This is a genomic window from Nocardioides sp. B-3 (assembly GCF_024703895.1).
Taxonomy (GTDB): Bacteria; Actinomycetota; Actinomycetes; order Propionibacteriales; family Nocardioidaceae; genus Nocardioides.
The window spans coordinates 60645-83614 of the sequence record NZ_CP087968.1 but is presented as its reverse complement, the minus strand read 5'-3'; the positions used below and the strand labels follow the sequence as shown (position 1 = coordinate 83614).

The following is a 22970-nucleotide window of genomic DNA, read 5'->3' as shown; positions in this document are numbered from 1 at the left end:
GTCAGCGGAGCGGGTCGAAGTGGCGCAGCAGGTCGGGCGTCCGGTCGTGCGCGACCTGCTCGGCGAGCAGCTTGCCGGTGAGCGGGCCGAGGGCGACGCCCCACATGCCGTGGCCGCCGGCGACGTAGACGCGTGACGACTTCGTCCGACCGATGAGCGGCAGCCCGTCGGCGGTGCAGGGACGCGAGCCGACCCACTCGTCGGTGCGGGCCTCCCAGTCGACACCGCGGAACATCGGGGTGGCGGCGTCGATGATCGCCTTGACCCGGCGCGGGTCGAGGGGTGCTCCGGGCTTGCGGAACTCCATCATCCCGGCAACCCGGAGGCCGTCCTCGGGACCGCCGAGCGGGGTGCAGGCGACGCGCTGCGTCGGCAGGTAGAGCGGGTTCCTCGGCGCTTCCTCGGGGTGCACGGTGAAGCTGTAGCCGCGACCGGCCTGCACGATCGTCCTCACGCCGTGGGGCCGGGCGAGCTGGCCCAGCCAAGGTGCCGTTGGCGACCACGACCGCATCGGCGTCGAGGTGCGTGCCGTCGTCGAAGCGGACCACCGCCCGGTCGCCGAGCTGCTTGACGTCGGCAACGTCGCGGCCGGTGATGACCGGCCGCCGCCCGCCTTCACCGCGTTGGCGAGCGAGTGCACGAACTCGCCGGGGTTGATGTAGCGCTGGCCCTCCATGGTCACGCCGCACCGCACGCCGTCGCCGAGCGTCGGCTCCCGGGGCGTGCACCGCGTCGTGGTCGAGCAGGGTGTAGTCGGTGGAGCCGCCCGCCTCGTTGACCCGGCGGAACTCCTCGACCAGCACCTCGCGGTCGCTCTCGGAGGCGAAGGCGGCGAGGAACGGCGTGGCCGGCTTGGTCGGTGCGGTCACCGCGACATCGCCGGGGGCCGCCGCCGGGTCGGCGTAGGCGTCGAGCGCGACGGCGTTGGCCCGGTTGAAGACGGCCATGGCCCGGCGCCAGTGCTTGTCGGTGCAGTGCCGCGCGAAGCCGACGAGGAACTTCAGCAGCCGCGGGTTGGCGCTCAGCGGCACATAGACCGGCGATGACGGGCTCAGGGCCGCGCGGACGCCGGTGGCCGGGATGGCGGGCTCGGGCAGTGGCAGGGTCAGGGCCGGGGCCAGCCAGCCCGCGTTGCCCCACGAGGCGCCGGCGGCGACGTCGTGCTTGTCCACGACCGTCACCTCGACGCCCTCACGCTGCAGGAACCGGGCGGTCGAGAGGCCGACCATGCCGGCACCGATGACGACGACGTGCTGCGGGGACTCGTGTGTGCGCATGGTCACAAGTCTCGGCTGGTTCGCCGGGCCGGATCGTGGCGTCGCGGCCACGGTTTCCACCACCCCCTTGTGCAATCCCACAAGGGGGTCGTGTCAGCGCGTCCGCTCCGCCTCGGAGGTGCATCATCAGCGCCAGCCGGGTCGCCGGGTCGTCGGCGTCGACGCCGCAGGACTCGCGGGCGCGACGCACCCGGTTGCGGATCGTGTTGGGGTGCAGGTGCAGGGCCGCCGCCGCGGCCAGCACGTTGCCGGACGCCGTCAGGTAGCCGTCGATCGCCTCGACCAGCCCCGTCTCGTGCTTGGCGTCGTGGGCCTGCAGCCTCGTGAGCGGGCTCGCTTCGCCGTACGTCGAGAGGAAGCCGCGCAGGCGATCGACCATGACATCGGCGAAGACGTCGGGGAGCTCGGCGCAACGGCCGGGCTCGCCTCGCCCGAGCAGTGCGCGCACGACGTCGGCCGCGGCCGCGCGCGAGGGGGGGAGGTCGGCCGCGGGGACGGTCACGCCGACGCCGGCCACCACACCGCGGCTGCCCGGCACCCGGGTCAGGAAGTCGGTCACGATGCGGCGTCCGGAGCCGGCGCCCATGACGCAGAAGAGGGTGTCGCCCTGCAGTGCGCACGCGGCATCGGGGCAGACGGCGCTGAGGTGCAGGGCCGGGGCGCCCGCGAGGTCGACGGCGGCCTCCGGGTCCTCGCCGCGCATCGCGACCACCACCAGCGGGCCGACCAGGGCCGGCTTCCGGGCGGCAGCCACCGCGGTCTCGCCTCCGGCGAGCAGTCGTTCCAGCTGGTCGTCACGACCCCGGGCCGCGTTGCCGGCAACGCGTCGGGCGTGCACCACCCGGCGGGCGATCACGGGCGCGGCGGAACGGAGCGCCTCGACCCGGTGCGCCGTCGGGGGACCCCCGACGGCGGCCCAGATCGAGCCGAGCAGCTCACCGTCGTGGCGCAGCGCCACCACGGCACGCGCCGTCAGCGACACCTCGGGCAGGTCGACCCGGGATCACGTCGTCGGTCGCGCGGGAGCCGCTCGAAGACGCCGGCGGCGGCAATGGCGTCGCGGTACTTCGCGGGCACCTGCCGGTTGAGGATCGTCTCGACGCGCCCGGTCGGCGGCGCTGTGCTCGCCGCCGTAGGCGATCACGACGGTGTCGCGGTCCTCGATCGTGATGGGGGAGCCGACGAGCCGGGCCGGGTCGTGCGCCAGCTCGAAGAGATCGCCGGGGTGCTCGGCCATGGGCCGACCCTAGATGAGGTAGAGCGTGATGGTGCTGCCCCCGGCCACCATGTCGCCGGCGCTGGGTGAGGTGCTGAAGACGAAGCCGAGGCCGATGTACTGGTCGGAGTTCTCGACGACGACGTCGAAGCCGAGGCCCTCGAGCTCCTCGGTGGCCGCGTCGACGCCCTTCGCGATCACGCGCGGCACCTCGACCAGCTCGGGTCCCTGCGACACGACGAGCTCGACGGTGTCGCCCTTGAACAGCGGCCCCGTGGTCGGGTTCTGCGAGATCACGTCGCCCTCGGCGACCGTGTCGCTGTACTCCTCGCCCGTCACCTCGACCTCGAGCTTGCGCTTCTCCATGGCCGCGATCGCCTTGTCGGCGTCCTCGCCGGTCCAGTCCTTGATCTCGATCGGCCGGCGGCCCTTGCTGACCACGAGGTCGACGGCGGTGTCCGGCTTGACCGTCGTCCCGGCAACAGGGTCGCTGCGCATGACCCGGCCGGCCGGCACCGTGTCACTGAACTTCTCGGTCGTCGACCCGTTTGCCAGCTTGCCCTGCGTGATGGCGTCCTGCGCCCGGTCCTCGGTCATCCCGGTGAGAGGGGGGTACGTCGTAGCGCTCCGGTCCGAGGGACACGACCAGCGTCACCGTGCCGTCCTTGAGCACCCGCTCACCCGGGTCGGGCTCGGAGCCGAGCACGATCCCGGCCTCGACCGTCTCGGAGAAGCGTGGTTCCCCGACCTCGACGTCGAGGCCGGCCCGGTCGAGCTCGCTGGTCGCGGCGGCCTCGGTGACCCCGAGGACGGCCGGCGTCGTGGTGTAGCGGGCGAACCCTGAACCACCACGCCCCGGCCCCCGGGCCGGCCAGCAGGAGGACGACCAGCACGAAGACGAGCGGACCCTTCACCGAGCGCCGACGGGCGTTCGTGATCACGGGGACGGGCGTCGAGGGCTTGCGTGGAGCGGGCCGGGCGGGCTGGGGCAGCCGCTCGATGGCCGTCGTGTGCGAGTGACCATCGGGCTCGCGGTAGTTGGCCATCGCGACCGGGTCGAAGGGCTCGGGTGCCGTGTCGTCCACGTCGTCGTGCTCGATCTCCGGGGCCGCAGGGCGCGGCGCGAGGTCGGCCGTGAGCTCGGGGTCGTCCACCACGCCGTCACGCAGTGCCCGGGCCACCCGGTGGATCTGGTGCAGGAGCACGCCGGCGTCCGCGGGGCGCTGGGTGCGATCGCGGGCCGTGGCCCGGGCGACCAGCGCATCGACGTACGCCGGAATGCCGGGCTCGGCCTCGGACGGCGGTGGGATGTCTTCGTGGACGTGGCGGTAGGCGACCCGGATGGGGCTCTCGCCCTCGTGAGGCTTGGCGCCGGTGAGGAGCTCGTAGAGGACGACGCCGGCCGCGTAGACGTCGGCGCGCGCGTCGGCACGGCCGTCGACGACGAGCTCGGGGGCGAGGTAGGAGACGGTGCCGATCAGCACACCTCCGGTCGCGGTGTGCTGGGTGTCGGTGCTGACGGCCTTGGCGAGGCCGAAGTCGGCGACCTTGACGCGTCCGCCGTGGGCCTCGTCGCCGATCAGGACGTTCTCCGGCTTCACGTCGCGGTGGATCAGGCCCGCGCGGTGCGCGGCGGCGAGCGCGGAGACGACCGGCTCGAGGAGCGACAGCGCCCCGCGCGGGCGTCATCGGCGACTCCTTGCGGATCACGTCGCGCAGGGTGTGGCCGGGGACGTACTCCATCGCCAGAAAGACCACGCCGTCGTCGTCGTCGCCCCGGTCGTAGACGCCGACCACGTGCGGGTGGTTGAGCTTCGCGGCGGCCCGGGCCTCCCGGACGAAGCGCTGCGCGAAGTCGTCGTCGTCGCCGAGGCCGGGGTGCATGACCTTGACCGCGACCGTGCGGTCGAGCCGGATGTCGGTGGCCTCGTAGACACTCGCCATGCCGCCGCGGGCGATGCGGGGGCCGATGCGATAACGCCGGTCGAGGAGCCGGCCCACGAGCGCGTCGGGACCCGCTCGACCCGCACCGCGGGCGTGCTCGGGTGACTCCACTGCTCGACCTCCATCGCCGGACGGGGAAGGATCCGGTGCTCCATCGTACGAAACGCAGCCCCCAGACATGGTCGCGCCAGCGTGCCCCGGCGTGGCGCGGAGCCGGGATCGGCAGGGATACTTGCCCCATGACCTCCCCTGACGACTCCGTTCCGCTGGCCGAAGCCGACCTCGACGCCCCCGGTGGACGAGTGGCTCGACTGGAACGAGACGGCCGCGGTCCTCGGGGTCACGCCGGCCAAGGTGCGGACCATGATCAAGGACCACGAGATCGCCGCCGCCGTGCCCAAGCCCGGGATGGGGCCGTCGGTGCCGGCCGCGTTCTTCCGGGACGGCCTGATCGTGAAGGGCCTGTCGGGGCTGCTGACCATGCTCCACGACCGGCACTTCGACGACCGCGAGATCATCGCCCGGATCTTCACCGAAGACGACTACCCCGGCCGCCCGATCGACGCTGCGCGAGAACCGCGGCACCGAGGTCAAGCGGCGCGCGCAGGTGCTCGGCTTCTGACCCGCTATCGTCGCGAACCATGAGCACCAACTCCCGGGCGGCGCGCACCGGTCAGCGCAGCCTCATCGGCCTGCTCGTCGCCCTGATCACCGCCGCGATCGTGTGGTGGACGCAGGGCGACGGCAACACGCCGAGCGCGGAGCCGTCGCCGAGCGACAGCCCGTCGGTGCAGCAGACGACCTCGCCGTCTCCGACCGCCTCGTCCGCTCCGACCGACTCGTCCGCTCCGACCGTGAGCCAGTCGCAGACCGACGACACCGGCGGCGACGGGGGCACCGACCCGGACAGCGGGCTGCCGATCGTCCGGGTCGCCGACCTGCCACCCGAGGCGGCCGAGACGCTGTCCCTCATCGACTCCGGCGGACCGTTCCCCTACGACCGCGACGGCATCACGTTCGAGAACCGCGAGGACATCCTGCCGCCGCAGGACGAGGGCTACTACAAGGAGTACACCGTCGAGACCCCCGGTTCCGACGACCGCGGCGCGCGCCGGATCGTGGCCGGCTCCGGTGGAGAGTTCTACTGGACCGACGACCACTACTCATCCTTCTCCCGGATTGCCGGGTGAAATCGTGAGCGGACTCGCAGGACTGTTGGCCGGACTCGTGCACGGTGGGGCCGAGCCCGGGATCTACCAGTGGCACGGCGCCTTCGACGTCGCCGACGTTCGGCACACCGTCGAGCACGCCGGCTTCGGCTTCGGCCACGTCGACGGCTGGTTGGGCGGCACCAAGGCGGAGTTCCCGGCGGCCGTCGGCCGGGCCCTCGGCTTCCCCGACTACTACGGCCAGAACTTCGATGCGCTGGCCGACTGCCTGCACGACATCGGCGCCGGCCGGGCCGGCGTCGTCCTGCTCTGGGACGGCTGGAGCACCCCGGCGCGTGCCGACGAGAAGGCCTTCGACATCGCCCTGAGCGTGCTCGGGTCGCGGGTCAACGCCGACCGCGGCGTGCCGTTCTCGGTGCTGCTGCGCGGCGAGGGACCGGACGTCGCCGGGGTCGCCTCGCTCGACTGAGGGCCGGCGGTCAAACGGTCCGCTGGGTCGCGGCAGAAGCAAGCTCGGTGAGTACGGCGCGCGCGTGCTCGTCGACGGACGCGAGCCCCAACGCAGTGACGGCTCGGGCGGCGAGCGCCTCGATGAGCCGCTCGACCTGTGCGTGGGCGCCCGAGGAGTCGATGATCCTGCGCAGCTCGGTCACGGCGGCTTCGTCCAGCGGGCGGCCGAGCGACTCGTCGAGGAGGACGGCGTCGGCGAGCTCAGCAGCGGAGAGCGCCATGGCGACGAGGACCGTGCGCTTGCCCTCGACCGGGTCGTCGCCCGCGGGCTTGCCGGTGGCCGCGGGGTCGCCGTACACACCGAGCAGGTCGTCGCGCAGCTGGAAGGCCTCGCCGAGTGGCAGCCCGAAGGCGCCCAGCTCGCGCAGCTGCCCCGAGGATGCCCCGGCGAGCGCGGCACCGATCTCGAGCGGCCGCTGGATGGAGTACTTCGCCGACTTGTAGCGCAGCACCGTCATCGCGGTCTCGACATCGGCACGGGCGCGCGCCCGGACGGAGACGTCGAGGAACTGGCCCGCGATCACCTCGGTGCGGCACAGCTCGAAGAGCGACAGTCCCGCGTCGACCCGCTCGGTCGGGAGCCCGCAGTGGCGCAGCAGGTCGCCCGCCCAGCCGAGGAGCAGGTCGCCGAGGAGGATGGCCGCCGCGGCGCCGTACTGCTCCGGGTCTCCGGTCCACCCGGCCTTCCTGTGCTCTGCCTCGAACGCGCGGTGCGTGGCGGGCCGGCCGCGGCGGGTGTCGGAGGCGTCCATGAAGTCGTCGTGCACCAGCGCGCTGGCGTGCAGCAGCTCGAGCGCGGCGCAGGCCCGCACGAGCGCTGTGTCGTCGGTGAGGTCGGGCTCGATCGCTCGGAAGCCCCAGTAGCAGAACGCCGCGCGGGAACCGCTTGCCGCCGCTGACCGACGTACGTGCCTCCGCGACCAGCCGGGCGGCGTCGGCACCGAGCGGAGCCAGCAGCGCGGCCCGGGTCGTCGAGGAAGTCGTCGAGGACCCGCTGGACGCGATCGCGGAAGGCGGCCGGATCCCAGTTCTCGCTCACGTGGCGAGCCTAGCCAGTGGACGGATTCCTCCGAACAGCGCTCCCAAACCTAGGGTTGACCCATGACGCAGGGACACGGGCGCAGCATGCGCGAGCTGATCGAGAGCGGTGAGAAGTCGTTCTCGTTCGAGTTCTTCCCGCCCAAGGACGAGGCCGGCGAGGAGCGCCTGTGGCGCGCGATCACCGACCTCGAGCCCTACCGTCCGACCTTCGTGTCCGTGACGTACGGCGCCGGCGGCTCGTCGCGCGACACCACCGTGCGCATCACCGGCCGGATCGCGCAGGAGACCTCACTGACGCCGGTCGCGCACCTGACCTGTGTCGGCCACAGCCGCGCGGAGCTCGCCGAGATCCTCGACGCCTACCGCGAGGCCGGCGTCGCCCACATCCCTCGCTGCGCGGCGACCCGCCCGGCGGCCCGCACACCGAGTGGGTCAGCGCCGACGACGGTCTGGAGTACGCCTCCGACCCGGTGGCCTTCATCAAGGAGCACTACGACGCGGCGGTCGGTGTCGCGGCCTTCCCCGAGGGCCACATCAACGCCGCGAGCCTCGAGCAGGACGCTTTGGTGCTGAAGGCCAAGCAGGACGCCGGGGCCGAGTTCGCGGTCACCGAGATGGTGCTGCGTGCGAGCGACTACTTCTGCCCCGGTGGAGCGAGCGAGGGCGCTGGGCGTCGACATGCCGATCATCCCGGGGATCATGCCGATCCTGAACCTCAACTCGATGAACCGGATGGTCGAGCTGTCCGGCCGCGAGATCCCCGCCGAGGTGCGCTCGCGCATCGAGCCGCTGGCCGAGACCCCTGAGGAGCTGCGGGCCGAGGGCATCCGCATCTCGACCGAGCTGTGCGACGCACTGCTCGACGGCGGGGCTCCGGGACTGCACTTCTACACGCTGAACTTCTCCGGGGCGACGCGCGAGATCTTCACCGCCCTGCAGATCACCGTCTGATCGTTACGGTTGCGCCCATGAGTGAGCGCAGCGTCACCGTCACCGGGCAGGGCAGCACGTCCGTCGTCCCGGACACCGCCGTCGTCCGGGTCGCCGCGGTGGCGCGCGCCGCAGGGGTGGCCGCGGCGTTCGCCTCGTCGTCGGAGGCGGCCGCGCAGATCGGTGCGATCGCCCGGCGTCACACCGAGGAGAAGCGCATCGCCACGACCGGCATCAACGTCTGACCCCGGCACGACAACCGGGGCCAGCAGCGGGGGTTCGAGGCGCGGCACTCGCTGGCCATCGGCTGCCCCGACCTCGACGCCGCCGGTGCGCTGCTCGACGAGCTGGCCACCACCGTGGGCGACGCGCTCGCTGTCGAGGGCGTCGCTCTCGAGGTGTCGGAGCCGGCCGCAGCCCGGGACCGGGCCGTCGCTGCGGCGTACGCCGATGCGGTCCGGCAGGCGACGCAGCTCGCCGAGCTCGCCGGCGCCTCGCTCGGTGAGGTGCTCGCGATCGGCCGGGGCTCGTCCGGCGGGGGTCCCATGGCGCGCGGCATGGACGCGATGGCGATGTCGGCCAAGATCGAGCCGGGGGAGACGTCCGTCGGCGCGAGCCTGAGCGTCACGTGGGCGCTCAGCTAGGCCCGATCGCCTCGGCGACGAGGGCCGCGGAGAGCCCGACGAAGGGCAGTCCGGAGCCGGGGGTGGCGTGTGCCCCGGCGGCGTAGACACCGGGGATCGGCGTGGTCGGGCCGAGCCGGTCGCGCACGGTCGCGCGGCCCTGCCAGAGCAGGCCGAGCGGCGAGCCGCCCCCGGGCGTCGACGAGGTCGAGCGGGGAGCGGTCGATCCGGGTGACGACCTGCTTGCGGATGTCGATCCCGTGCCGCGCGAGCGCGGAGCACGTCCTCGGCGAGCCGGCCGCGGCCGATGATCGTCCCAGGCGGGTCCGTTCGCGCGCACCACCAGCATCGGATCGCCGTGCAGCACCACCTCGTGCGGCAGGTCGGGCACGTCGCCCTCGAGGCCGACGTGCGCGATGACGGGCGGGATCGCCGGCATGGTCCGGTGCACGAACCCGGCCAGCGCAGGGAGCCGACGCGGGTCGATCGCGCACACCACGGCATCGGCGTCGAGGTCGCCGGCATCGGTGCGTACGGCGACGACCCGGCCGTCGCGCAGCACGAGGTCGAGCGCCGAGGTGCCGCGCTCGACGGTGACCTCGCGAGTCGCGAGCCGGTCGGCCAGTGCGGCACCGATGGCCGCCAGCCCGCCGGGCACGGTCCGGGCGCCGAAGGTCTGCTCGAGGTAGGAGGTCACGCCCATCCGGGCCGGCACGTTGCGCAGGTCGTGGCCGTCGATCACGAACGGGTGGCTGGCCACGAGCCGCAGGCGCTCGTCCTTGAAGTCCCGGCGAAGGCTCTTGTGCAGCATCTCGCGACTGCCGAGCAGGTCGGTCAGCTCACGCGGGGAGAGCGCGGGGTCCCACGCCTGCTCGAGGTAGCCGCGGCGCAGCACCTCCCCAGTGTCGGAGGTGCCCGTCGACGTACGCCGACCGGGCGCCGCCCAGTCCGGCGCCGAGTGCGTCGAAGGCCTCGATCTGGCCGGCCCGCGAGCCACCGGGCAGGCGCAGCACGGTGCGGTCCTCCGAACCGGTGCTCGCGGATCAGGTCGAGCGGCTGGAGGTCGACCTCGTTCTCCAGCGGCCGGCCGGACTTGCGGAACAGGTCGCGGATGACGGCGGGCAGCAGGGTGGTCGTGGGGCCGGCGTCCCGGGTGAAGCCGTCGGCGCTGATCGGCTGGAGGGCGCCGCCGAGGGCGGGGAGCGTTCGATCAGGGTCACCTCGTGGCCGAGCTTGGCGAGGCGTGCGGCGCTCGCCATACCGCCGAAGCCGCCACCGATGACGACGATCCGCAGCGCGCTCATATGGACGCCGCGATCGGGTCCTTCTTCTTCCACCTCCGCCAGCCCCGACGAATCAGCTTGGCGATGAAGTAGAGCCCGATCAGGCCGATGATGAGCAACACCGCGGCGATCGCTGCGGCGGCCTCGGGGTTGTTGATCGCGAAGGCCACGACGCCGAAGACGGCGACGTCCTCGGCCGGAGCTGGCGCTGATGTTGGTCACCGGCTCGGGAGAGGAGTTGATCGCGAGCCGGCCGCCGGCCTTGACCGGGTGCGACAGCAGGGCGGTGCCACCGCCGACGACGCCGAGGACCGCCCGGTCGAGCGTGGACGCGTCACCGGCGAGCAGCACGCCGATCACGGCACCGGCCGTGGGGCGGATGGCGGTGGAGATCGCGTCCCACGAGGAGTCGATGTAGGGGATCTTGTCGGCGATGAACTCCATCGCGTAGAGGAACCCGGCCACCGTCAGGACGTCCCACCGCGTGAGCACGTCGGGGATCTGGGAGAAGTTGTTGACCCTGTCGGCGACGCCCAGCACGAGCACGACCAGATAGGCGTTGATGCCGCTGGCCCAGCCGCTGGAGAAGGTGAGTGCGAGTGATTCCACGCCCACACCCTAGTGAGATTCGGCGTCGATCACGGCGCGTAGGGAGTCGGCGTCGCGGCCGATCACTGTGGTGCCGTCGGTCGCGGTGATGATCGGACGCTGGATCGCCTTCGGGTTGGCCGCGAGCGCGGCCAGCCAGTCGGCGCGGTGCTCGGCGTCGCGCGGGAGGTCGATCCCGGCCTCGCGGGCCTCCTTGTCCGCGCGACGTGCCACGGCTCGACGCCCAGCCGCTCGACCACGGTGGCGAGCTCCTCGGCGGTGGGCGTGTCCTCGAGGTAGCGGCGCACCGTGTAGTCGGCACCAACCGCATCGAGCTCGCTGATCGCCGTACGACACTTGGAGCAGGCGGGGTTGATCCAGATCTCCATCACGCGACCTCGATCTCGTGGGCGCCGGTCATGGTCACGAGCTCGTCGAAGGTCGAGGAGAAGACGGCGGCGGGGTGGCCGGCGGCGGCCCACACGACCTCGTGGTTGCGCAGCCACGAATCGATCCGGTGGGCACGGGCGCGGGGTGGTCGATGGGGGAGACGCCCCCGATGACCTGGCCGGTGTGCTGCCTGACGAACTCGGGCGTGGCGCGGGTGAGCTTCGCGACACCGATGTGCTCGGCGACCTTCGCGGTGTCGACCCGGTGGGCGCCGGAGGTCAGGATCAGGACCGGGCTGCCGCCACTGTCGAAGAGGAGGCTGTTGGCAATGGCGCCGACCTCACACCCCGGGGCCTCGGCGGCGAGTACGGCGGTGTGGACCGAATCAGGCAGGATGACCACGTCGCCGGTGCCACCGCGCCGGTGCAGGTCGTCACGAAATGATCTGATCGCAGGATGCTCGCTCGCCATGGGGCGAGCCTAGTCAGGGGAGTTTTGTCGATGAGGGAGAAGCCCGGTTCGATCACCTACGCGGTGTGGAGCCTGCTGGCGCTGGTCGTGGTGAGCGGCGCCGCGGTGCTGCTGACTGGCTCCAGCACGACCAGATCGTCCTCGCCCGGGCGCAGGGCAACCCCTCGGCGCAGGCGATCCTCGAGTCCGGCGGCATGGACGCGCTGCTGGCCACGCCCAATCTCGTGCCGAAGTTCGTGCCGCTGGCGATGGTCTCGTTCGTCGTCTTCGTGGTGCTCGTCGTGGTGCTGGGCGCGTTCCCTGGTGGACGGTCACGGCTGGTCACGGCTGGTGCTGACGGGCACCAGCTTCTTCGGCCTGCTCATCTCCTTCCTCGGTCTCAACCACAGCCTGCCGACAGCCTTCGTCGTCGTCTCGGCGCTCTTCTTCGTGCTCTGCCTGCTGCTCGTGTTCTTCCTCTGGCGCAAGGACTCCAGCACCTATCTACGGGTGAATTGAAAGCCGTTCGCCCTCGCTCTTGACCCACTGTCGGTGGGGCCGTGTACCTTTGTCCTTGTTCGAACATCTGTTCGGACGCGGCTCCGGTGGGCGGTGACCTCGACCCCCACCGCCCCCGGAGCCGGTGGCGGGGTCGATGAGCGGTGAGGAGACGCAGATGCGGCTGTACGACGACCCCGTCGAGGTGCGACGAGGAGAGACCGAGGGGCCCGACCAGTTCCTGTGGCGAGGCCGGTTGTGGAAGGTGCGCGCGGTGCTCGCGCACTGGGTGGAGACCGCTCCGTGGTGGCAGGCCACCACCGACGCGGCGAGCGAGTCGGCCACCACCGACCTGCTCGTCGAGCGTGAGCTCTGGCGGGTCGAGGCCGGCCGCGGGATCAACGGCACCGGCGTCTTCGACCTCTCCTTCAACTGGTCCGACGGCCGCTGGCAGCTCGTCGGCTGTGCGGACTGAGGGGCGGTGCTGGTCATGAATCCCCATCTGCTGCCCGCCACGACCCACTCCTACCTCGCGCTGGCCGCCGAGTCGCTGCAGGAGTCGATCACGGCCCGGGACGTGCCCACCCGCTATGCCTGCGCCCACGTCGCGGCACTGCGGGCCGCGGCCGCCCTGCTGGCGGCCCGCGCCAAGCCCACGGCGCGGCGCGGTCGCCAGAAGAACGCCCGGGTGCTGCTGGCCGAGCTCGCTCCCGAGCTCGCCGAGTGGGCCCGGTTCTTCGCGGCCGGTGCCGGCAAGCGGGCGGCGGCCGAGGCCGGCTCCGCCCGGGCCGTCAGCGAGCGCGAGGCCGACGACCCGGTCCGTGACGCCGACCGGTTCCCGGCCGTGATCGAGTCGGCACTGGGTCTGGTGCCGCACGCCCACCTCGACCAGCGACTCGTGGCCGCCGGTCACTGGGTCGGTCAGTCCGGTGTCGCCTGACCCGTTCGTCCATCTCCATGTGGCTTCGGGCTACTCCCTGCAATACGGGGCGTCGCATCCGCAGACGCTCGTCGAGCGCGCCGTCGAGCAGGAGATGGACACGCTCGCCCTGACCGATCGCGACGGCACGTACGGCGCCGTGAAGTTCACCCGGGCCTGCGCGCGGGCCGGCATCCGACCGGTGCTCGGGGTGGACCCGGCCGTGGCACCGGTGGGCGTGCAGCCGCTCCGAGGGGCGGCTGCCCGCACGCCCGTGCGCGGTGGGGCCCACCGTGACCTGCCGGCCCACCGGGGCGGGCTGCCCCGGGTGACGTTCCCGGCCAGCGGCAAGGCCGGCTGGGCGGCGATCTGCCGGATGGTCTCGGCCACCCACCTCACCGGCGAGCGGGGACGGCCGGTGGCGACGCTGGAGTCGCTGGCGCCGTACCTCATGGGCGGCGACGTGATGGTGCTGCTCGGGCCGGCCTCCGAGCTCGGGGTGGCGGCGGCGCGGCGACGCCACGACCTCGCGCTCGCGGCGCTGGCGCCGTGGCGCGACATCGTGCCGCGCGACAACCTCGTCGTCGAGCTGGTCTCGCACCGGCTTCCCGACAGCTCCGCGCACGCCGCCCGGATGGCCCAGATCGCCCGGCGGGCGGAGCTGACGACGGTGCTGACCAACGCGGTCCGCTATGCCGATCGCCTCGACGCCCCGACCGTCGACGTGCTCGACGCGGCGCGCCGGCTGGTCGCCCTCGACCGGCGCCACGTCGATCGAGGCAACGCCGAGGGCTTCTTGAAGTCCGGCAAGCAGATGCACGAGATGGCCGAGGAGATCTGCCGCCTGTCCGGTCTCGCCAACAACACCGAGATGGCGGCGCGACAGCTGCTGGCCCAGACCCGGGCCGTGGCCGATCGCTGCGCCCTCGACCCGCGCGCCGACCTCGGCATCGGTGAGGTGCACTTCCCGGAGTTCCAGCTGGGTGGGGGAGACGGCGGTGCTGGTCGAACGGCCGACGGCATGCTCCGCGCCCGCTGCGACGCCGCGGTCGGCGACCGCCACGGCTCGGCGCCGCGCCAGCGCATCTGGAAGCGCCTCGACGACGAGCTCGAGCTGATCCGCGGGCTCGGCTACGCCTCCTACTTTCTCACCGTCGCCGACATCACCGACCTGATCGGTGAGATGGGCATCCGCCGCGCCGCCCGCGGCTCCGGCGCCGGCAGCCCGGTCAACTACCTCCTCGGCGTCTCCGGGGTCGACCCGATCCGCCACGGCCTGCTGATGGAGCGGTTCCTCTCGCCGCTGCGCGCCTCGTTGCCCGACATCGACGTCGACGTGGAGTCGGCGCGCCGGCTCGAGGTCTACGAGGCGATCCCTGGACAAGTACGGCGGGGAGCGCTGTGCCTGCGTGTCGATGATGGACACCTACCGCGTGCGCCACGCGGTCCGTGACGTCGGCGCCGCCCCGGGGATGCCGCCCGGCGAGATCGACGCGATCGCCAAGGCGTTCCCGCACATCCGGGCGCGCGATGCCCGGGTCGCGTTGCGAGAGCTGCCCGAGCTGCGGCTCAGCGGTCTCGGCGAGGACCGGCTCGATCTCTTCTTCCGACTCGTCGAGCGCCTCGACGGGCTGCCCCTGACACATCGCCGTACACCCGTGTGGGGTGCTGCTCTCCGACGTCACCCTGCTCGACCGCACCCCGGTCGAGGCGTCCTATGCCGGCTTCCCCGATGAGCCAGTTCGACAAGGACGACGTGGAGGCGCTCGGGCTGCTCAAGCTCGACGTGCTCGGCATCCGCATGCAGTCGGCGATGGCGCACGCGGTGGCCGAGATCAGTCGGGTCGACGACGTGGAGATCGACCTCGACGACGAGGCGCAGGTGCCCTTCGACGACAAGACGACCTTCACGATGATCAGCGAGGCCGGGACACTGGGCGTCTTCCAGATCGAGTCGCCCGGGCAGCGCGAGCTCGTCGGCAAGTCCGGCATCGACTCCTTCGACGACATCATCACCGACATCTCGCTGTTCCGCCCCGGGCCGGTCAAGAGCGACATGATCACGCCCTACCTCGAGGCCAAGCAGGGCTGGAAGACCGTCCACTACATCCACGACGACCTGCGCCCGATCCTCGAGCAGACCCGTGGCGTGGTGGTCTTCCACGAGCAGGTGATCGAGATGATCGCGCTGTTCACCGGGGTCTCCTACGCCGAGGCCGACGAGAAGCGGCGCGCCCTCGGCGACGTCGAGGGGATGGCGCAGACCAAGCTCTGGTTCCACCCCGCGCGCTCGGACGGGGCTATGCGCTGCCGCTGGTGGAGCGGATCTGGAAGGTGCTCGAGGCCTTCGCGTCGTTCGGCTTCTGCAAGGCGCACGCCGCGGCCTTCGCGCTGCCGACCTACCAGTCGGCTCCGGCTCAAGGCGCACTACCCGGCGCACTTCCCGGCCGGGGTGCTCACCCACGACCCGGGGATGTATCCCAAGCGGCTGATCCTCGAGGACGCCCGGCAGTTCGGGATCGGCGTGCACGGGCTCGACGTCAACGCCTCCGACACCGACTACGTCGTCGAGGTGGCCGAGGAGACCGACGCCGGCTATGCGATCCGGCTGGCGCTGGCCGAGGTCAAGGGCATCAGCGGCGCCGAGGTCGCCCGGATCGTCGCCGCCCGCAGCGAGGCCCCCTATGTCTCGCTCTCCGACTTCTTCCAGCGCGCCCGGTGTCTCGCGACCGGTGCTGGAGCGACTGGTGCTGGCCGGTGGGTTCGACACGATCTACCGCATCGTGGGTGGTGACCAGACCGTCCGGCCGCGCGGTCGGCTGACCCGTCGCGACCTGCTGCTCCGAGTCGCCGAGCTCGACCTGCACGCCCGCGCCCTCGACCGCGCCTCGCGGGGCCGGGGGAGAGGGTTGACCCGCACTCCGGCCCGTGCCACGGTGCGCGCCGACGAGGCGGCCGGTCGCAACAGCACCGACCCCACGGTCCGCGAGCGGGCACCCACCCTCGAGCGGCACCCGCTGGCCGACGCCGGGGTGTGGGCCAAGGCCGCCGCCCAGTCGCGGGCCACGGCCGCACCGCGCCCGATCGAGTCCGTGCAGCTCACCCTGAGCCCGGGCGACGAGCCGGGCTCCGGCGGCGAGCTGGCGACCGGGCTGCCGGAGATGACCACCGACGAACGCATGCGCGCCGAGCTGGAGATCCTCGGCCTCGACGTCACCCAGCACGTGGTGGCGCCCTACTCCGACTTCCTCGACGCGATCGGCATCACCCGCAGCCGGGACCTCCTCACCCGCCGCAGCCGCTCCGAGCTGCTGGTCGCCGGCGTGAAGGTCGTGACCCAGACACCCCCGATCCGGTCCGGGCGCCGCGTCATCTTCCTGACCCTCGACGACAGCACCGGCCCGGTCGACTGCACGTTCTTCGAGGACGCGCAGGGCCCCTACGCCGCCACGGTCTTCCACTCCCGGCTGCTGGTCGTGCGCGGCGAGCTGCGCCGCACCGGTCGCCGCGGGGTGTCCCTGCGCGCCACCGGCGCGTGGGAGCTGCCCGCCCTGCACGCCGTCTGGCAGCGCGCCCGCACCCGCGACGACGCTGGTGATGGGGCGATCGCCGCCGTGCACGCCGAGCTCGCCCGGGTGCCCGAGGGCTACACCCGGGCCGACGAACCCGAGCGGAGACGCGTGCTCGTCCACTCCAGCGGCTTCCAGATGTCGCCCTACTCCGACATCAAGCCGGCCGGTGAGTCCGACAAGGACGTCGCGCGCAAGCTGTGGCACCGCAGCCCGGGGAGCCCGGGATGAGGCCTCGAGGGTCACCACGGCTTGTGTGTGGGGGTGGCGGCAGATTGCGGGTTTTGTGCCCGTGGTGCTGAGGTGCCGCCACCTTGGTGGGTGGCGGTGTGGGCCGCTGTGTGGTGGTGGTGGCGGCAGATTGCGGGTCTCGGGCCCGTGGTGCTGCGAGGTGCCGCCACCTTGGTGGACCGCTGTGTGGGGGTGGCGGCAGGTCGCGTGTTCGTGGTGGGTGGCGTTGCAAAGTGCCGCCACCACCGGGGTCCCTTGCGCTCGCGCCTGCACCGGAACGACGGGAAGCGCCCACTAGGGTTGCTCCCATGTCAGCCAGTGAGCGCCGCCAGTCCGTCCGCACCGGCGTGGTGTGGACGGCCGTGCAGGCACTGCTCGGTGACACCGACGCGGCACCCGCTCGCATCGTCGACGTCGGTGGCGGCACCGGCGGGTTCGCCGTACCCCTCGCACAGCTGGGCCACCGCGTCGAGGTCATCGACCCCAGCCCCGACGCGCTCGCCGCGCTCGACCGGCGCGCCCGCGAGGCCGACGTCGCCGACCGGGTCACCGGCCAGCAGGGCGACCTCGCCGATCTCGCCACCCCCGGGTCGACACGGCCGACCCGGTGCTCTGCCACGGCGTGCTCGACGTCGTCGACGACCCCGCCGCCGCGCTGGCGACCATCGCCTCGGTGCTGCGCCCCGGCGGACACCTCAGCCTGCTCGTCGCCCAGCGGCATGCCGCCGTCGTGGCCCGCGCCATGGCCGGCCACTTCCGGGCGGCCCGCGACCTGCTCGACGACCCCACTGCCAGCGCCCGGGGCGGTCACCGCTTCACCGCCGAGGAGCTCGCGCCGATGCTCACCATGGCCGGCCCGGAGACCGTCACCGTCCACGGCGTCCGCGTCTTCGCCGACCTCGTGCCCGGTTCGCTGCTCGACCTCGAGCCCGGTGCCTCCGCCGCGCTGGTCGAGCTCGAGGCCGCCGTCTCCACGCGCGCCGAGTTCCTCCCGCTCGCGACCCAGCTGCACGTGCTCGCTCGCCGCTGACCCAGCCCCACCGCTCCCCGCCAGCGGTGACTCAGCCACATTTCCGCGCCTGAAGATGTGGCTCACGCACTGCCTCCGGGCGCGGCACCAGCGACCCGCCGTGCCACCGGTGACCCAGCCACATTCCAACGACGAAAAATGTGGGTCACGCACCGCTGAGGACAGCACCGGGGGCGATCATGACTGACCCGTCCCTGGCTCGCCCCGATCCTGCACGTCGACATGGACGCGTTCTATGCCTCCGTCGCGACCCGCGAGCGCCCCGACCCGGCCGACGTGCCGGTGATCGTCGGCGGCGGGAGCCGCGGGGTGGTGCTCTCGGCCAACTACCTCGCCGGGGCGTACGGCGTTCGCTCGGCGTTGCCGATGACGCGGGCCCGGCGCCTGTGCCCGACAGCCGTGGTGATCTCGCCCGACTTCGAGACCTTCGCCAGCGTCTCCGCCTCGGTGCTGGAGAACTTCCGCCGCGTCACCCCGCTGGTCGAGGTGGTCTCCCTCGACGAGGCGTTCCTCGACGTGCGCGGCTCGACGAGGCGACTCGGGTCCCCGGTGGAGATCGCCGAGCACCTGCGCGCCGTGATCCACGACGAGCAGGGCATCACCTGCTCGGTCGGGGGTGGCCGCGTCGGTGTCGGTGGCCAAGCTGGCCAGCCGTCGGGCCAAGCCCGACGGGGTCGTGGTGGTGCCGCCGGCGGGGGGTGACGGCGTTCCTGCACCCGCTCGACGTCGGCGAGCTGTGGGGAGTGGGGGAGAAGACTCAGGCGATGCTGCACCGGCTGGGGCTGATGACGGTCGGGGACGTCGCGCACACGCCGGTGCGCACCCTTCAGCGTGCGGTCGGCCACCACCTCGGCAGCCACCTCCACGAGCTGGCGTGGGGCACCGACCGGCGGGCGATCACCCCGAAGGCGGGTCCGCTGGAGCCGGAGCGGTCGATGGGCGCCGACGAGACCTTCACCCGCGACACCGATGACCGGGAGGTGATCGTGCGCGAGCTGCTCCGGCTCTCGCACCGCGTGACCGGCCGGATGCGCACGGCGGGTGTGGCCGGTCGCACCGTCACCATCAAGATCCGCTTCGCCGACTTCACCACCATCACCCCGCTCGCGCACCCTGCCCGAGGCCACCGACGTGACGGTGGAGATCTATCGCACCGCCACCCGGCTCTACGACGCGCTCGGTCTGCAGCGGGCCCGGCTCCGGCTGGTGGGGGTGCGGGTGGAGGGGCTCGTCGCGCGCACCAGCGTGCAACGACAGCTCGTCCCGGGGGAGCCGGAACACGGCTGGGCCGAGGCGGATCGGGCCGTCGACCGGGCCACCCGGCGCTCGGGACGGCCGCGGTGCGACCCGCGAGCCTTCTGCACCACACCTGAGGGTGGGAAATTTCCCGTAGCCGCTACCTCACCGGCCCAACCCGTGCCTAGACTTGGACCGTGCCCCTGTCCGAGGAAGAACTGCGACTGCTTGAGCAGATGGAGCGTGCGCTGGTCGAGGAGGACCCCAAGCTGGCCTCCACGCTCCGCGGCACCACCATGCAACGCGTCGCCCGCCGCCGCGCGATCATCGCCGGCGTCGTGTTCGCCATCGGCATGGCCGTGCTCACCACCGGCGTGCTGGCCAGCCAGCCGATCGTCGGCATCGTCGGCTTCGTGGTCATGCTCAGCGCGGCCACCATCGGCGTCACCGCCCTGCGCAACCCGGCCATGATGCAGCAGCCGATGCGCGAGACCCGCCACGAAGGATTCGGCGTCGTCGACGGCGGCCGGGTGCACCGGCCCAAGATGCGCGGCCTTCGTCGCCCGCACTCGAGCTCGTCGGGTTCGTTCATGGACCGGATGGAAGAGCGCTGGCGCCACCGCCGCGACCGGGGCTTCTGAGGTCAGCCTCTAGCTCACCGAGTCGCTCGTCTCGCGGGTGACGATCTCGCCGGCAGGGACGTACGGCGATGGACGCAACGACCTCGGCAGCCAGCGCGCCCGCCGGCGCACGCGAGGGCCGACCCCGTGATCGAGAGCCTCCTCGATCGTGCGCACGTCGCTCGCGGCCTGCTCGTGGTCCACTGACACGCCGGAGCGCGAGTAGCGCGCCCGTTCCACCTGCTCGACCAGCCGGTCGAGGGCGTGGACGGCCTCGGGGGCCCGGGTCGGCACCGTGGCGTGGACGATCGACGGTGCTGTCGCCGCCGGCGGCACCGGAACCAGCCGGCCAGCCGGGCGCCGGCGGCTCGCGGGGACCGGCCGTGCGGCCAGCCGTGGCCCGGGTCGACGGCGTGGTCACGGAGCTCGAGCCACAGCTCCTCGATGTCGCCCAGCAGGCGGCGGTCGCGGCGCTGGCGGCGTACGAACGACGGCAGCAGGACCAGCGCGACGAGCAGGAGCACCACCAGCGTCACCAGCACGATCGTGGCCCGGGGCAGCGAGCTCTCCTCGTCGGTCTCGGACCCGTTGGAGGCGTCGGGCGAAGCGCCGCGGTCCGGGAGCTGGTCATCGGGCACGGCCGCGCTCGTCGAGGGGCTCTCGCTCGCGATCGGTGCCAGCTCGGCGCTGGTGTAGGGCGGGACGGTCTCCGCGCGGGCACCCGGGGTGGGTTCGAACCGCACCCAGCCGGCGCCGGGGAAGTACAGCTCGGGCCGGGCGTGCAGGTCGTGCGCCGAGAACTCGTATTGGTTCGCGCCCGCAGGCGTTGCTTCCGGGAAGCCCACCGCCACCCGGGCGGGGATGCCGATGATGCGCGCCATGATCGCCATCGACGCGGCGAACTGCTCGCAGTAGCCGACGCGGCCGGACTCGTCGAGGAACGCGGCGAGACTGCCGGGGTCGTCGTCGATGCGCTGGTCGCTGTACTCGAACCCGCCGTCCTCGCGGAACCACTGCTGGAGCGCGCGGGCCTTGCGGAAGCGGGTCACCTCGTCGGCGGTGACCGACGCTGCTGGGGTACGGATCTCGCTGGAGATCGACCCGGGCACCTCGGTGTAGACGGCGCGGACGGAGGCGGCACCCGACACGGAGTTGTCCATGAGTGCCGGGTCGGGCTCGACCTCGACGCCGGTGAAGGAGTAGGTCATGTCGGCCGCGGTGTCGCCGTCGGTGTTCATGAAGTCCATCGTCGAGAGGTCGTAGCGCCAGTCGCCGATCACCGTCATCTTCGACACCTGTGGGGTGGTGGGCAGCCAGCTCGACTCGAAGTCCTTGCTGACGCGCACGTGGTAGGGCGTCTCGCTGCGATTGGTGCCGGCGGCCACCCCGGTCAGCGACGGCATCTCGCCGCGCGCCACCTGCTCCGGCGGGATGTCGCGGTCGCCCGGCGTCCGAGTGTTGCCGTTGAAGCGCGTCAGCACCGCCAGCCGGAAGTAGGACGGGTCCTTCTCCGCAGTGGTCACCCACATCAGCGGGATGTCCTGACCGCGACTGAGGTCGCGACGCAGGTCGACCATCGGGTCGGCCACCTCGATCTTCTTGGTGCCGGGACCGGTGCCCTCGAAGAGCGTGACCTCGAGCGTCGGGACCGGGATCGGCAGCGCCAGTGCCATCGCGGTGGCGGTCGTGCCGATGGCGAGAGCAGAGCCGCGCATGGCGCCCGTGCGCACGCCGAAGCCGCTGGGATCGGCGTCCGTGCCACCGGAGTCGTTGCGCATGCCGCGCCCCCAGCGCTCCACCTGCTCGGCGTGGACGAGGTAGAGCATGCTGAGGAAGCCGATGGACATCGCGATGAACGTGAACCACGATGCGCCGTTGCCGGTGATCGAGACCGGGACGCTGTAGACGGAGAGCAGTGCCAGCCCGGCGAGCGGGATCCGCCTGCAGGGCCGCCGCGAGCAGGTCGACGACGATCAGGGTCGCGACGCCGCCGGTCAGCAGGATGACGGTGACGGGCGGGACTCCCGGCGGGATCGGCGCCGCGAAGGCCTGCGCGGACTCGATCGCGTCCGTGAAGGCGGTGACGAGCTCGCGCAGCGTCGTCGGCGTCGGAATGACCTGAGCCCGTGGTGGAGCCGAGCACGCACATCGCGCCCACCACGAGCTGCGCCACCAGCGCGACGATGAGCGGCAGCCGCAGCCACCGGGCGACCCCGCCGATGGCGGCGATGATCGCGGCGATGAAGAAGAGCGGGATGTTCACCTTCGCCGATTCGGTGGTGAAGGTGCCCCCAGAGAGCAACGTGAACCGGGTGGTCGCGGCCGCGACCGCAGCCGAGCCCACGGTGTAGGACAGAGGTGTGCGCTGACGACTCATGCGCGTACTCGCTTCGCTCCGTGCGCGCATGAGGCACACGTGACGCTGTGTTGGATGATGAGCTCGCTCCGCTCGCTCATGACTCGACCTTCTGCCGGCTGCTCAGACGCCCGAGCTCCTGCCAGACCACTTCGAGGTGGTCGCGCGGGCGCAGGGTCACGGCCCGCCAGCCGCTGCTGGCCAGCGCCGCCGACGTGGACCCGGTGCCCGACGGTGCGAGGTGCGGTGCCCACGCGTCGACGTCGAGCGTGATCGCGGCCGAGGTGGCCGCGTGGTGCTGGAGCCGCTTGAGGAACCGTCCGTCGTTGTCGCTGACGCTTCCTGAGCACGGCGATCAGCAGGCCGCCGTGGCCCGGCTCGGCCAGCCACGCGGTGTCGAGGTGGGGCGAGTGCTCGATCTGGACGACGGCCAGCGCCTCCAGCAGGGGAGCGGTGTTCACCGCGGCGGTCCGGGAGTGCCACGCCGTGCCCGGGTCCTCACCGGATGCGGTGACCGGGCGGGCAGCGTAGCCGCGCTGGCTCAGGTGCACGGCGATCGAGGCCGCGGCGGAGACGGCCGCCTCGAGCGAGGAGGCGACGCCCCGGCCGCGGTGGGAGACCAGCCGGTTGTCGAGGAAGACGGTGGCGCGCGACTGCCGGGGCTGCTCCTCGCGCCGCACCATCAGCTCGCCGACCCGGGCCGAGCTGCGCCAGTGCACGCGGCGCAGGTCGTCGCCGCGGCGGTATTCGCGCACGGTGACGTCCTCGGCGCTGCCGATGGCGAAGGCGCGCGGGCGGTTGTCGCCCGAGCCGGTCCGAGCGCCGCCGATCGGGATGCCGGGCAGCGCGACGGTGCGGGGTGTGACCGTCAGTGGTGCGGTCGTGTGGAAGGCGCGCCCGAGCTCGATCAGCCCGAAGGGGTCGGTGACGCGCACCGTCATCGGCCCGATCTCGAACTGGCCGCGGACGTCGGAGCGGACCCGGTAGGTGACGTGCCGGCGCCAGCCGTGGCCGATGCCCTCCAGCACGAAGCGGGGGCGCGTGCCCGGGACGTAGGGCAGGTGGTCCTCGAGCAGCAGCACGCCGGTGG

Annotated in this window: 29 protein-coding genes and 10 pseudogenes; 21 read left to right on the top strand and 18 right to left on the bottom strand. The window is 72.5% G+C overall.

Annotated elements, in window-relative coordinates; all coding sequences use genetic code 11:
- Nucleotide 1: 1 nt before the first annotated feature.
- The 9 genes and pseudogenes from LP418_RS00585 to LP418_RS32005 form a co-directional block, all read right to left on the bottom strand.
- A complete protein-coding gene (locus LP418_RS00585) occupies nucleotides 2–694 on the bottom strand; it encodes an NAD(P)/FAD-dependent oxidoreductase (protein WP_257954852.1) in 693 nt (230 codons plus the stop codon).
- 244 nt (nucleotides 695–938) lie between these two features.
- Nucleotides 939–1229: pseudogene (locus LP418_RS00580) on the bottom strand (FAD-dependent oxidoreductase); the annotation flags it as partial.
- A complete protein-coding gene (locus LP418_RS00575; RefSeq protein WP_257954851.1) occupies nucleotides 1192–2259 on the bottom strand; it encodes a helix-turn-helix domain-containing protein in 1068 nt (355 codons plus the stop codon). The gene LP418_RS00575 and the pseudogene LP418_RS00580, both read right to left, overlap by 38 nt.
- Before the next feature lie 21 nt (nucleotides 2260–2280).
- Complete coding sequence (locus LP418_RS00570) at nucleotides 2281–2514, bottom strand: hypothetical protein (RefSeq protein WP_257954850.1); 234 nt, start codon at nucleotides 2512–2514, stop codon at nucleotides 2281–2283.
- Between the two features lie 9 nt (nucleotides 2515–2523).
- Nucleotides 2524–2703, bottom strand: coding sequence for a PASTA domain-containing protein (locus LP418_RS00565; protein WP_257957253.1), 180 nt, complete (start codon nucleotides 2701–2703; stop codon nucleotides 2524–2526).
- Nucleotides 2704–2733: 30 nt separating this feature from the next.
- Nucleotides 2734–3093 (bottom strand): annotated as a pseudogene (locus LP418_RS00560) (PASTA domain-containing protein); the annotation flags it as partial.
- Nucleotides 3014–3256 (bottom strand): annotated as a pseudogene (locus LP418_RS00555) (PASTA domain-containing protein); the annotation flags it as partial. The pseudogenes LP418_RS00555 and LP418_RS00560, both read right to left, overlap by 80 nt.
- Nucleotides 3171–4106 carry a protein kinase domain-containing protein gene (locus LP418_RS32010; RefSeq protein WP_442940350.1) on the bottom strand — a complete coding sequence of 312 codons (936 nt, stop codon included), beginning with the start codon at nucleotides 4104–4106 and terminating at the stop codon, nucleotides 3171–3173. The gene LP418_RS32010 and the pseudogene LP418_RS00555, both read right to left, overlap by 86 nt.
- Before the next feature lie 127 nt (nucleotides 4107–4233).
- A pseudogene (locus LP418_RS32005) lies at nucleotides 4234–4437 on the bottom strand (Stk1 family PASTA domain-containing Ser/Thr kinase); the annotation flags it as partial.
- Nucleotides 4438–4731: 294 nt separating this feature from the next.
- On the opposite strand from LP418_RS32005, the gene LP418_RS00545 reads away from it, so the two are divergent.
- Genes LP418_RS00545 through LP418_RS00535 form a run of 3 tightly spaced genes read left to right on the top strand, consistent with a single transcriptional unit; the run spans nucleotide 4732 to nucleotide 6075 of the window.
- Complete coding sequence (locus LP418_RS00545) at nucleotides 4732–5082, top strand: Rv2175c family DNA-binding protein (protein ID WP_257954849.1); 351 nt, start codon at nucleotides 4732–4734, stop codon at nucleotides 5080–5082.
- Nucleotides 5079–5627 carry a ribonuclease domain-containing protein gene (locus LP418_RS00540; RefSeq protein WP_257954848.1) on the top strand — a complete coding sequence of 183 codons (549 nt, stop codon included), beginning with the start codon at nucleotides 5079–5081 and terminating at the stop codon, nucleotides 5625–5627. Before LP418_RS00545 ends, LP418_RS00540 begins: the two co-directional genes overlap by 4 nt.
- 4 nt (nucleotides 5628–5631) lie before the next feature.
- Nucleotides 5632–6075: a barstar family protein gene (locus LP418_RS00535; RefSeq protein ID WP_257954847.1), complete on the top strand. Its 444-nt coding sequence runs from the start codon at nucleotides 5632–5634 to the stop codon at nucleotides 6073–6075.
- Nucleotides 6076–6085: 10 nt separating this feature from the next.
- Here LP418_RS00535 and LP418_RS00530 read toward each other — a convergent pair whose 3' ends face one another.
- Nucleotides 6086–7057 (bottom strand): polyprenyl synthetase family protein, encoded by a 972-nt coding sequence (locus LP418_RS00530; RefSeq protein WP_257954846.1) that lies wholly within the window; start codon nucleotides 7055–7057, stop codon nucleotides 6086–6088.
- A 160-nt stretch (nucleotides 7058–7217) separates the two neighbouring features.
- Between LP418_RS00530 and LP418_RS30095 the strand changes: the two are divergent.
- The 4 genes and pseudogenes from LP418_RS30095 to LP418_RS00520 all read left to right on the top strand — a co-directional run.
- Nucleotides 7218–7532, top strand: a pseudogene (locus tag LP418_RS30095) (methylenetetrahydrofolate reductase); the annotation flags it as partial.
- Nucleotides 7472–7735, top strand: a pseudogene (locus LP418_RS30090) (methylenetetrahydrofolate reductase); the annotation flags it as partial. The pseudogenes LP418_RS30095 and LP418_RS30090, both read left to right, overlap by 61 nt.
- A gap of 70 nt (nucleotides 7736–7805) precedes the next feature.
- A complete protein-coding gene (locus LP418_RS30085) occupies nucleotides 7806–8108 on the top strand; it encodes a methylenetetrahydrofolate reductase (RefSeq protein ID WP_336275869.1) in 303 nt (100 codons plus the stop codon).
- Nucleotides 8109–8125: 17 nt separating this feature from the next.
- A pseudogene (locus LP418_RS00520) lies at nucleotides 8126–8731 on the top strand (SIMPL domain-containing protein).
- On the opposite strand, the gene LP418_RS00515 reads toward LP418_RS00520, so the two are convergent.
- The 5 genes from LP418_RS00515 to LP418_RS00495 form a co-directional block, all read right to left on the bottom strand.
- Nucleotides 8724–9605: an FAD-dependent oxidoreductase gene (locus LP418_RS00515; RefSeq protein WP_257954845.1), complete on the bottom strand. Its 882-nt coding sequence runs from the start codon at nucleotides 9603–9605 to the stop codon at nucleotides 8724–8726. The pseudogene LP418_RS00520 and the gene LP418_RS00515 overlap by 8 nt on opposite strands.
- On the bottom strand, nucleotides 9550–9723 hold the full coding sequence (locus tag LP418_RS00510; RefSeq protein WP_257954844.1) for a hypothetical protein: 174 nt from the start codon (nucleotides 9721–9723) through the stop codon (nucleotides 9550–9552). Before LP418_RS00510 ends, LP418_RS00515 begins: the two co-directional genes overlap by 56 nt.
- 30 nt (nucleotides 9724–9753) lie before the next feature.
- Nucleotides 9754–10602 carry a DUF4126 domain-containing protein gene (locus tag LP418_RS00505; protein WP_257954843.1) on the bottom strand — a complete coding sequence of 283 codons (849 nt, stop codon included), beginning with the start codon at nucleotides 10600–10602 and terminating at the stop codon, nucleotides 9754–9756.
- Between the two features lie 9 nt (nucleotides 10603–10611).
- Nucleotides 10612–10938 (bottom strand): arsenate reductase family protein, encoded by a 327-nt coding sequence (locus tag LP418_RS00500; protein WP_257954842.1) that lies wholly within the window; start codon nucleotides 10936–10938, stop codon nucleotides 10612–10614.
- A 66-nt stretch (nucleotides 10939–11004) separates the two neighbouring features.
- Nucleotides 11005–11442 carry a YbaK/EbsC family protein gene (locus LP418_RS00495; protein WP_257954841.1) on the bottom strand — a complete coding sequence of 146 codons (438 nt, stop codon included), beginning with the start codon at nucleotides 11440–11442 and terminating at the stop codon, nucleotides 11005–11007.
- 303 nt (nucleotides 11443–11745) lie between these two features.
- Here LP418_RS00495 and LP418_RS00490 point away from each other — a divergent pair, with 303 nt between their 5' ends.
- The 7 genes from LP418_RS00490 to LP418_RS00460 all read left to right on the top strand — a co-directional run bounded on the left by LP418_RS00490 (nucleotide 11746) and on the right by LP418_RS00460 (nucleotide 16638).
- Nucleotides 11746–11940: a hypothetical protein gene (locus tag LP418_RS00490; RefSeq protein WP_257954840.1), complete on the top strand. Its 195-nt coding sequence runs from the start codon at nucleotides 11746–11748 to the stop codon at nucleotides 11938–11940.
- Between the two features lie 136 nt (nucleotides 11941–12076).
- The gene (locus LP418_RS00485; RefSeq protein WP_257954839.1) at nucleotides 12077–12394 is read left to right on the top strand and encodes a DUF6504 family protein; all 318 of its coding nucleotides are present in this window, start codon (nucleotides 12077–12079) and stop codon (nucleotides 12392–12394) included.
- Between the two features lie 15 nt (nucleotides 12395–12409).
- On the top strand, nucleotides 12410–12859 hold the full coding sequence (locus tag LP418_RS00480; RefSeq protein WP_257954838.1) for an SAV_6107 family HEPN domain-containing protein: 450 nt from the start codon (nucleotides 12410–12412) through the stop codon (nucleotides 12857–12859).
- Nucleotides 12849–14291 carry a PHP domain-containing protein gene (locus LP418_RS00475; RefSeq protein ID WP_257954837.1) on the top strand — a complete coding sequence of 481 codons (1443 nt, stop codon included), beginning with the start codon at nucleotides 12849–12851 and terminating at the stop codon, nucleotides 14289–14291. The genes LP418_RS00480 and LP418_RS00475 overlap by 11 nt, the downstream gene beginning before the upstream one ends.
- A complete protein-coding gene (locus LP418_RS00470) occupies nucleotides 14272–14574 on the top strand; it encodes a hypothetical protein (protein ID WP_257954836.1) in 303 nt (100 codons plus the stop codon). Before LP418_RS00475 ends, LP418_RS00470 begins: the two co-directional genes overlap by 20 nt.
- Nucleotides 14571–15632, top strand: a complete 1062-nt coding sequence (locus tag LP418_RS00465) for a helix-hairpin-helix domain-containing protein (protein ID WP_257954835.1) — start codon at nucleotides 14571–14573, stop codon at nucleotides 15630–15632. The genes LP418_RS00470 and LP418_RS00465 overlap by 4 nt, the downstream gene beginning before the upstream one ends.
- Nucleotides 15571–16638, top strand: coding sequence for an OB-fold nucleic acid binding domain-containing protein (locus tag LP418_RS00460; protein ID WP_257954834.1), 1068 nt, complete (start codon nucleotides 15571–15573; stop codon nucleotides 16636–16638). The genes LP418_RS00465 and LP418_RS00460 overlap by 62 nt, the downstream gene beginning before the upstream one ends.
- A gap of 311 nt (nucleotides 16639–16949) precedes the next feature.
- On the opposite strand, the gene LP418_RS00455 is transcribed toward LP418_RS00460, so the two are convergent.
- Nucleotides 16950–17102, bottom strand: a complete 153-nt coding sequence (locus LP418_RS00455) for a hypothetical protein (RefSeq protein WP_257954833.1) — start codon at nucleotides 17100–17102, stop codon at nucleotides 16950–16952.
- On the opposite strand from LP418_RS00455, the pseudogene LP418_RS00450 reads away from it, so the two are divergent.
- From LP418_RS00450 to LP418_RS00430, 6 genes and pseudogenes are all read left to right on the top strand, one after another.
- A pseudogene (locus tag LP418_RS00450) lies at nucleotides 17043–17171 on the top strand (methyltransferase domain-containing protein); the annotation flags it as partial. The gene LP418_RS00455 and the pseudogene LP418_RS00450 sit on opposite strands and share 60 nt — an antisense overlap.
- Nucleotides 17172–17245: 74 nt before the next feature.
- The gene (locus LP418_RS00445; RefSeq protein ID WP_257954832.1) at nucleotides 17246–17668 is read left to right on the top strand and encodes a hypothetical protein; all 423 of its coding nucleotides are present in this window, start codon (nucleotides 17246–17248) and stop codon (nucleotides 17666–17668) included.
- 222 nt (nucleotides 17669–17890) lie between these two features.
- Nucleotides 17891–18370, top strand: a complete 480-nt coding sequence (locus tag LP418_RS00440; RefSeq protein ID WP_257954831.1) for a Y-family DNA polymerase — start codon at nucleotides 17891–17893, stop codon at nucleotides 18368–18370.
- 62 nt (nucleotides 18371–18432) lie between these two features.
- Nucleotides 18433–18708: pseudogene (locus tag LP418_RS32000) on the top strand (DinB/UmuC family translesion DNA polymerase); the annotation flags it as partial.
- A 1-nt stretch (nucleotide 18709) separates the two neighbouring features.
- Nucleotides 18710–18868 (top strand): annotated as a pseudogene (locus LP418_RS31995) (DinB/UmuC family translesion DNA polymerase); the annotation flags it as partial.
- Between the two features lie 233 nt (nucleotides 18869–19101).
- Nucleotides 19102–19545 (top strand): DUF3040 domain-containing protein, encoded by a 444-nt coding sequence (locus LP418_RS00430; protein WP_257954829.1) that lies wholly within the window; start codon nucleotides 19102–19104, stop codon nucleotides 19543–19545.
- A gap of 14 nt (nucleotides 19546–19559) precedes the next feature.
- On the opposite strand, the gene LP418_RS00425 is transcribed toward LP418_RS00430, so the two are convergent.
- Entirely contained in the window at nucleotides 19560–21461 is a 1902-nt protein-coding gene (locus LP418_RS00425; protein ID WP_257957252.1) for a transglutaminase family protein, read from the bottom strand.
- A gap of 189 nt (nucleotides 21462–21650) precedes the next feature.
- Here LP418_RS00425 and LP418_RS00420 point away from each other — a divergent pair, with 189 nt between their 5' ends.
- Nucleotides 21651–21875, top strand: a complete 225-nt coding sequence (locus tag LP418_RS00420) for a hypothetical protein (protein WP_257954828.1) — start codon at nucleotides 21651–21653, stop codon at nucleotides 21873–21875.
- A gap of 22 nt (nucleotides 21876–21897) precedes the next feature.
- Here the strand turns inward: LP418_RS00420 and LP418_RS00415 are convergent, their stop codons facing one another.
- Nucleotides 21898–22962: a DUF58 domain-containing protein gene (locus LP418_RS00415; protein ID WP_257954827.1), complete on the bottom strand. Its 1065-nt coding sequence runs from the start codon at nucleotides 22960–22962 to the stop codon at nucleotides 21898–21900.
- Between the last annotated feature and the right edge of the window lie 8 nt (nucleotides 22963–22970).